The organism is Vibrio sp. V19_P1S1T109, from assembly GCF_002241375.1.
Taxonomy (GTDB): Bacteria; Pseudomonadota; Gammaproteobacteria; order Enterobacterales; family Vibrionaceae; genus Vibrio; species Vibrio anguillarum.
Genome location: NZ_NDIM01000086.1, coordinates 1 through 7,699 on the forward strand (window position 1 = coordinate 1; position 7,699 = coordinate 7,699).

General features: G+C 46.8%; 5 protein-coding genes. 4 read left to right on the plus strand and 1 reads right to left on the minus strand.

All coding sequences use genetic code 11. The features are described from left to right. Positions 1 to 170 precede the first annotated feature (170 nt). Genes B9J87_RS03975 through B9J87_RS03985 form a run of 3 tightly spaced genes read left to right on the plus strand, consistent with a single transcriptional unit; the run spans position 171 to position 5,554 of the window. On the plus strand, positions 171 to 803 hold the full coding sequence (locus B9J87_RS03975; protein ID WP_064625254.1) for a DUF2760 domain-containing protein: 633 nt from the start codon (positions 171 to 173) through the stop codon (positions 801 to 803). Continuing rightward, complete coding sequence (locus B9J87_RS03980; RefSeq protein ID WP_094149408.1) at positions 803 to 2,701, plus strand: Hsp70 family protein; 1,899 nt, start codon at positions 803 to 805, stop codon at positions 2,699 to 2,701. The genes B9J87_RS03975 and B9J87_RS03980 overlap by 1 nt, the downstream gene beginning before the upstream one ends. A 48-nt stretch (positions 2,702 to 2,749) precedes the next feature. Then, on the plus strand, positions 2,750 to 5,554 hold the full coding sequence (locus tag B9J87_RS03985) for an Hsp70 family protein (RefSeq protein ID WP_094149410.1): 2,805 nt from the start codon (positions 2,750 to 2,752) through the stop codon (positions 5,552 to 5,554). A 68-nt stretch (positions 5,555 to 5,622) separates the two neighbouring features. Here B9J87_RS03985 and B9J87_RS03990 read toward each other — a convergent pair whose 3' ends face one another. Then, a complete protein-coding gene (locus tag B9J87_RS03990; RefSeq protein WP_013856800.1) occupies positions 5,623 to 6,825 on the minus strand; it encodes an iron-containing alcohol dehydrogenase in 1,203 nt (400 codons plus the stop codon). A gap of 337 nt (positions 6,826 to 7,162) precedes the next feature. On the opposite strand from B9J87_RS03990, the gene B9J87_RS03995 reads away from it, so the two are divergent. After that, the coding region (locus B9J87_RS03995) for an MSHA operon transcriptional regulator (protein ID WP_254918093.1) at positions 7,163 to 7,699 on the plus strand (537 nt) is incomplete at its 3' end.

The following is a 7,699-nucleotide window of genomic DNA, read 5'->3' on the forward strand; positions in this document are numbered from 1 at the left end:
GATTGATACTGCTCAAAACGCAAGCAATCGCTTTAGCTTAAACGTGATGATGCGGACTTTCTATCCTGTATTCGCCTTGAATATGGTAAGCTGCGCCCCTATTTTTAAGTCTATTCACCGTAGGCTCACGAGAATTCCCACGCCTACTTCATTGTGTAAAGAGAATTGTGATGAACTTCGATTTAAATATGATCCCTACCACCTTTGATATGCTGCATGCTGGGCTCAGTGCATCAAGCCTTTTGCTACTTCTCATTGCGGTATCACGCAAATCAAAAGTCGTTGAGAAAGTTGTTGAAAAACCTGTCGAGAAAATTGTCGAAGTCGAAAAGCCGGTTGAAACGATTGTTGAAGTCGAAAAAATCGTAGAAGTAGAAAAAGTGATTGAGCGCGTAGTTGAAGTCGAATCTAAATTAGCGACAGCGCCAACCGATTCCGCCCTACAACTGTTGTCGTTAATGCAGCAAGAAGCTCGTCTGATTGACTTCTTAAATGAAGATGTCACCGCTTTTTCAGATGAGGAAGTTGGAGCTGCGGCGCGCGTGATCCACGCCGGTGGTAAAAAAGTCCTACAAGATTACATTCAGCTCACGCCTATTCGCGGCGAAGATGAAGAGAGCCGAATTACCATTGAAGCCGGTTTCAACCCGCAAGAAGTTCGCTTAACGGGTAATGTGACGGGTTCAGCACCCTTTAATGGCACCTTAGTCCATAAAGGCTGGAAAGCAACAGCTATCACTTTGCCTAAATTGGCTGAACAGTATGATGCTTCAATCATCGCACCTGCCGAGGTTGAATTGTAATGGAACAGACAGCGCCAAAATTTAGTATTGGTATTGACTTAGGCACAACACATTGCGTGCTCTCTTATGTTGATACACAGGATGAAAACGCTCGCGTTTCAGTAATGAGCATCCCTCAACTTACCGCGCCCGGTACGGTTGAAAGCCGCCATCAATTAGGCTCGTTTTTATACCAGCCTCATGAACATGAGATGAGCCCTGCCGCACGTGTTTTGCCTTGGTCGGCCGAGCCAAAAGCTTTAGTCGGTGCCATTGCGCGCAACCTTGGTAGTAAGACACCGATTCGTTTAGTCGCCAGTGCCAAATCATGGCTATGTCATGGTGGCATCAATCGACGTGATGCATTTTTACCCGTGGGTAGCAGCGATGAAGTGGAAAAGATCTCGCCATTAAAAGCCACTGAGTGCTATCTAGAGCATTTAAAAAGCGCTTGGGATCACGCTCACCCTGACTTCCCCTTAGCCACACAAGATGTCACGTTAACAGTACCCGCTTCATTTGATCCAGCCGCCCGAGATTTAACCGCTGAAGCAGCACGCAACGTTGGTTTTGAGCAATTAACGCTGCTTGAAGAGCCACAAGCGGCTTTATACAGTTGGATAGATAATAGCCACGATGCGTGGCGCGATGAAGTCAAGGTGGGTGACATTGTTCTGGTGGTTGATATTGGTGGGGGAACCACTGATTTATCCTTAGTGGAAGTGACTGAAGACGCTGGTAACTTAACGCTCAATCGGATTGCGGTTGGTGAGCACATCTTACTCGGCGGCGACAACATGGACCTTGCCCTTGCTTACCGTTTAAAAATGAAATTGGCGCAAGAAGGTAAAGAATTAGCCCCTTGGCAAGTACAAGCGATGACGCACGCTTGCCGAGATGCTAAAGAGGCGCTTCTGAATGACAGTGCCCTACATTCCGTACCGATTGTGGTACCAAGTCGCGGTTCAAAACTGCTCGGTACAACGCTTAAAACCGAATTGACTCAACAAGAAGTGCAACAAACCTTGGTCGATGGTTTTTTCCCACAAGTGAATATCACAGATCATCCCGTACAAAAAGCACGTGGCGCATTAACGCAAATGGGCCTTCCCTACGCGCAAGACGCTGGAATTACCCGCCATATCGCCGCGTTCTTGGCAAAACAAGCCCATGCAATGGGTGGTGAAATATCCGCTCTAGAAAAATCCGCTCTGAATGATAACCCATTTGCTGGCATGCCCGGTATGGGCGAAGCTCCAGAGATGGATTTTATTAAACCGACCGCCATCTTACTAAACGGTGGCGTGTTAAAATCCGATTTATTAGCAAACCGTCTTCTCAGCACTATTAATGCTTGGTTGAGCACTGTGGGAGCACCACAGATGAAGCGCTTAACAGGCTTAGACCTTGATTTAGCCGTCGCCTGCGGCGCAGCGTATTACGGCGCAGTTCGTCGTGGACAAGGTGTGCGTATTCGCGGTGGTATAGCCTCGAGTTATTACGTCGGTATTGAAAGTGCTATGCCTGCCATTCCGGGGATCGCACCACCGATGGAAGCCTTGTGCGTCGCTCCATTTGGCATGGAAGAAGGAACCAGTGTCCGCGTACCAAGCCAAGAGTTTGGATTGGTCATTGGTGAGCCTGTGCATTTTCAATTCTTTGGTTCAACAATACGCCGCGATGACGAAGCTGGCATGCACTTAGATTATTGGGCTCCAGAAGAACTTGTAGAGCTGCCCGAGCTCCACGTCACCTTGCCTGTTTCTGAAGGACGTCGACAAGGCGAAGTCGTGCCGGTTCACTTAGCCTCAACGATCACAGAACTCGGGACACTTCACTTAGAAGCCATTGCGACCGACAACGGCCAAACATGGCACGTTGAGTTCGATGTGCGTGAAGATCCTCAAGTCACTCAATAATCCCCACACGGCATCTTCGGATGCCGTTTTTGAAATTCAGGAGCCTCCATGTCTTCTCCTCGCTTTCTCGTCGGTATCGATTTAGGCACCACCAATACTGTGGTGGCATTTTGTGAAATCACCGAATCGTTAGAAGACTCACCCGTGCATCTTTTTGAGGTCGACCAATTGATTGGCCCCGGTGAAGTGGTTCGAAAACCACTCCTTCCGTCATTTCGTTATCACCCAGCCGACGGGCAGATCGCACCTGATGCCCTATCGCTCCCTTGGCAAATTAAACCGGTTATGGGCGATAGCAAAGAGGTAATTATTGGCCAATGGGCAAGAGATTTAGGTGCAAAAGTAGAAGGGCGACAAGTATCCAGCGCGAAAAGTTGGCTCTCCCACCAAGGGGTTAATCGCAAGCAAGCCATCTTACCGTGGGCAGGCGCTCACGATGTGGCGAAAGTTTCCCCTGTGATTGCCAGCGCCAGTTATCTCAATCACATCCGGCAAGCATGGAACTACCGTCATCCAAGTCATCGACTTGAAGATCAAAACGTCATTATCACCGTACCGGCATCATTTGATGAAACGGCTCGTAAGCTCACCCTCGAAGCTGCAACACTGGCTGGCTTAAGCTCAATTGTACTACTTGAAGAGCCACAAGCCGTTTGCTATGACTGGTACGCACGTCACCGCCATTGTGCCTCACAGCAACTGCAATCACTCCCTTTGATCTTGGTTTGTGATGTGGGCGGTGGTACGACAGACCTCAGTTTAATTGAAGCGAAACACAGCGCAGACAGCCAACTTTCTCTTGACCGAATTGGCGTGGGTGATCACTTAATGCTCGGAGGTGACAACCTTGATTTAGCATTAGCTCATCTAGCTGAACAGCGCTTTGACGGTTCGAAAAAATTAACCGCCGCCAGTTTGAGCAAACTAATTCAGCAAACTCGCCAAGTCAAAGAGCAACTCTTATCAAACCAAGCCCCAGAGCAGCTAAAAATTACGCTCCTTGGCAGTGGTTCAAAGCTATTAGGCGCAGCAAAAAGCATTTCCCTGACGAAACAAGAGGTGCATGAGATTGCACTGGAAGGCTTTTTCCCACTTTGCTCGGTACAAGAACGTCCAACTAAACGCCGCAGTGCTGTGGTGGAATTCGGTTTGCCCTACGCAGCCGACCCTGCCGTGAGTAAACATATCGCTGAATTTTTAGCTGAACACCAAGCCGTTTCTCGCCTTGCGCTCAAGCAAGAGTCAAACGCAACGGCAATTCCCGTTGGGTTGCTGCTCAATGGCGGCGTATTTAATAGTGAGCTTATCACAAAGCGCATCACTCAATTATTGACCGATTGGCGAGGTTCGCCGATCACCCTGCTTGATAATCCTCACCCTGATTGGGCAGTCGCACTCGGTGCTGTCGCGTATGGTAAAGCTCGCCAAGGTGCACAGCTTAAAATCGGCGGCGGATCGGCACGCTCTTATTTTTTACACCTGCCTGAAAAAAACAGTGCGGGACATGCTCTGTGTGTCTTGGCTAAAGGCACCGAAGAAGGACAAGAGATACGCTTGACCAGCCGCCGATTTTCACTGACGTTAGGTGAACCAGTACGCTTCAACATCCTGACCTCAACCCATGATATGTTTGCTGATCGCCGCGTTCAAAATGGGCTGTTATCGACCGTTGAACATGAACTTTTTACGCCACTGCCTCCCTATATAACAGCGTTAAAAGGAAATGATGATGCTCTATTGCATGCTAACCAAAAGCAACGAGTAGAAGTTCAACTGGCTTGTCAATTAACGGAAGTCGGCACGCTCAAGATTGAATGTGTCAGTGTTGAGGACGAAAAAAACCGATGGCAACTTGAGTTTGAAGTTCGCAAGCACAGTGAGTCAGACAGTGAAATCCAACGTCATCCTCGCTTGTCAGAGGCGATTTCGCTCATCACACACCTTTATAGTGGCAATAAAAAAGCCTCTGATAACCAAGCCATAAAAACGCTTGGCAAAGATTTAGATAAGCTTTTAGGGCCACGTGATGAATGGGATTTCACCACGCTAAGACCGCTCTTTGATGCATTTTCTCAAGGCCGTAAACGTCGACGTCGCTCAGAGCAACACGAGAAAAACTGGTTGCGTCTGGCTGGATTTGCCCTGCGACCAGGATTTGGCGACCCAACCGATCCCTGGCGTATGGAACAGATGTGGAATCTGTATCAACAAGGTATTCAATTCCAAAATCATCAAGGCTGGAGCGATTGGTGGGTATTTTGGCGGCGTATTGCTGGCGGACTGAGGCAGGAGCAACAAGAAACGATTCTGGCAGATATCGCTAAGTATCTTCACCCTAGCGCAATCAAAAATCCAAAATCAGCTCAAGAAGCGCACGACAAAGGGTACGAAGCAATGGTGCGGCTTGCCGCTTCGCTGGAACATCTAGAAGTGGAAGATAAAGTATTACTTGCCACGTGGTTTTTGAACAAAGCGATTAATCAAACTCAATGTGAACAAGCACACTGGTGGGCCGTTGGGCGGTTAGCCTCTCGGACGCTACTGTATGGTAGTCAACATTCAGTCATCCCAAGAGCGCAAGTGGAACAATGGTTACCGAAGTTGCTTGATCAAAACTGGCAAAAAGAACCGATGATTGCCTTTGCCGCGGTAATGATGTGTCGCAAGACAGGAGATCGTCTTTTTGATATTAGCGATGATGTTCGTCAGCTCGTTTTAGCCAAGATAAAGCAGAGTAAGGTTCCAGAAACTTGGTTTACTTTGGTTAATGAAGTGCATGAGCTGTCTGACACAGAATCCAAACGTGTCTTCGGTGATACTCTTCCAAGTGGGTTGATACTGCTTAAAAAATGAATCGACCTAATTTGACCACTCTCGTTGCTATGATGACGAGAGCGGTCAAAGATAACACTGAATGTAGATTACAATTTCCTAAAAATCGCTTCACAATCCGTTTGCTGCATGTATTTTGGCGCAGGATAATTCCAAAACGCTTCACGAAAAGCTTGTTTGGCCAATTCTGGAATATGCTCTGGCATGAGCCCCTGTAACTGTGTAGGTATATGCAGTGTGTGATTGAGCTCTTTCACATACCCAATGAAGGCGTCCGCTTTCATTGAATCGGTCAAATGTGGATCGGTTATTTTGAGTACGTCAGCCAGTTTAGCCAGCTTATCTTTCGCCGCCTCTTTGGAGTATTCCAATACATGTGGCAACACAACCGCATTCGCTAAGCCATGCGGGAAATGGTATTTCGCCCCAACAGCATGGGCGATGGCATGTGTATACCCTAAACTGGCTTTGGTAAAAGCAAGTCCAGCGTAATAAGAGGCCAGTGCCATGTTTTGTCTCGCCGTCAAATTTTGGCCAAAGAACGCCGCTTTTTCCAAGTTATCGTGGATCAGTTTAACCGCAGCGATAGCATAGCGATCAGTCTCTGGCGTAGCATTACGCGATATAAAGGCTTCCACTGCATGCGTGAGTGCATCCAACCCCGTTTGCGCAGTAATATGAGTAGGCAAGGCCATCATCAGCATCGGATCTAACGCTGCAATAAGTGGCACAAGTTTCGGGTCAGTAATCGGTGTTTTTTGCTGAGTTTGAGGGTCAGAAACCACCGCAATGACGGTCACTTCAGAGCCCGTACCTGCCGTGGTTGGGATCACAAACAGCGGCGCAGGTGTTTTCCATACTTTTAACAACCCCACTAAACGTTTGATCGACTTGCGGTTAGTAGCACAAGCGGCGATCACTTTTGCACAATCGATTGAAGAGCCGCCACCAATAGCGACAACGCCTTGGCACTTCTCCAATCGATACTGATGGAGGCCGGCTTCAACTTGATCATAAGTAGGATCAGGCAATACATGGTTAAACACCACACAACTGACACCAACGCGCTCAAACTCAAAGGTTAGTTTTTTTACATAACCAAGCTTTTCAATGCCTTGGTCCGTTACGACAAGCACACGTTCAATACCCATCAAAGAAACCGAATAACAGAGTTGCTTGAGCGATTCTTTACCAATAAACAAGGTTGGCTTGGAGATGGGCAGAATCGCTGCGGCCAATTTGAGCACTTTCATGTATAGCTTATGCTGCCACTGCTGGTACTTGATCTCCATGATTGGTCTCGAGTTGTGAAGTTCTATTAACTAGACTAGGCAATACAACGAGTTATCTCTACCTAGAAAGTCAAATTTTGCAAGATAAGGCAAATAATCGCTGATCATTATTAGATTTAACGCCAACTTAAGCTCGCATTTTAATGCAAACCTTGTAAAATCCACCTCGCTCACTTTTTATACTTATAATTGAAATCATTAGCTGAGTACTCTGCACATAATTTTATGTGTCATAAAATAATCGACACGTCGTTTGGCTTTCGTCTTTGAGGTGCATTCCCTGCACTCAAATGGCATTCAAAAATTGTATTTTATTCAACCAATTACTGTAGAAGTCATGAACGAAGATAAGTTTACCAATGTCTATCGCTTGCCTGGTTCATTGCAAATTCGCATAGCCACATGGCAGCAAACCTTTAAAGGCACTTCTGATTTAGTGCTTCATCAAGTATTAACCGCTAGAAATAATCAGTATAAACAGGCTGACTTTTGGCCTAAGGGCTGGTGTGTGAATCTGTTTGATGAGAGCGATATTTCCATTACGCAGCACGGTACCTACATTCAAACCAGTATGCGAACGATGATTGATCGCAAAATCTCGTATAAGCGTGTTTATCTCTCTCGACTACCTTTAGAAAAAGCCGAGCCCGCCTTGCTTCGCTTTAAGAAAGAGTGGATCCGCAACTACAATAATGTCGCCCAAGAGTATAACAAGAGGAAAAAGAAAGAGTTTATGGCCTTTGCCAGAGAAGAGGTCGAAACACTTTATCCTGCCATTCCTAAAGAACCTTTTGATAAAGCGCTATGGAACCGTTTAGTGGTTTCGATTGTTGGTCACGCCAATAAATTCAACAATCCTTACTTTGTTAAACAT

Excerpts from the sequence above, each read along its gene's own strand:
- B9J87_RS03975 (WP_064625254.1), top strand. The coding sequence starts at position 171 with ATGAACTTCGATTTAAATATGATCCCTACCACCTTTGATATGCTGCAT.
- B9J87_RS03980 (WP_094149408.1), top strand. The coding sequence starts at position 803 with ATGGAACAGACAGCGCCAAAATTTAGTATTGGTATTGACTTAGGCACA.
- B9J87_RS03985 (WP_094149410.1), top strand. The coding sequence starts at position 2,750 with ATGTCTTCTCCTCGCTTTCTCGTCGGTATCGATTTAGGCACCACCAAT.
- B9J87_RS03990 (WP_013856800.1), bottom strand. The coding sequence starts at position 6,825 with ATGGAGATCAAGTACCAGCAGTGGCAGCATAAGCTATACATGAAAGTG.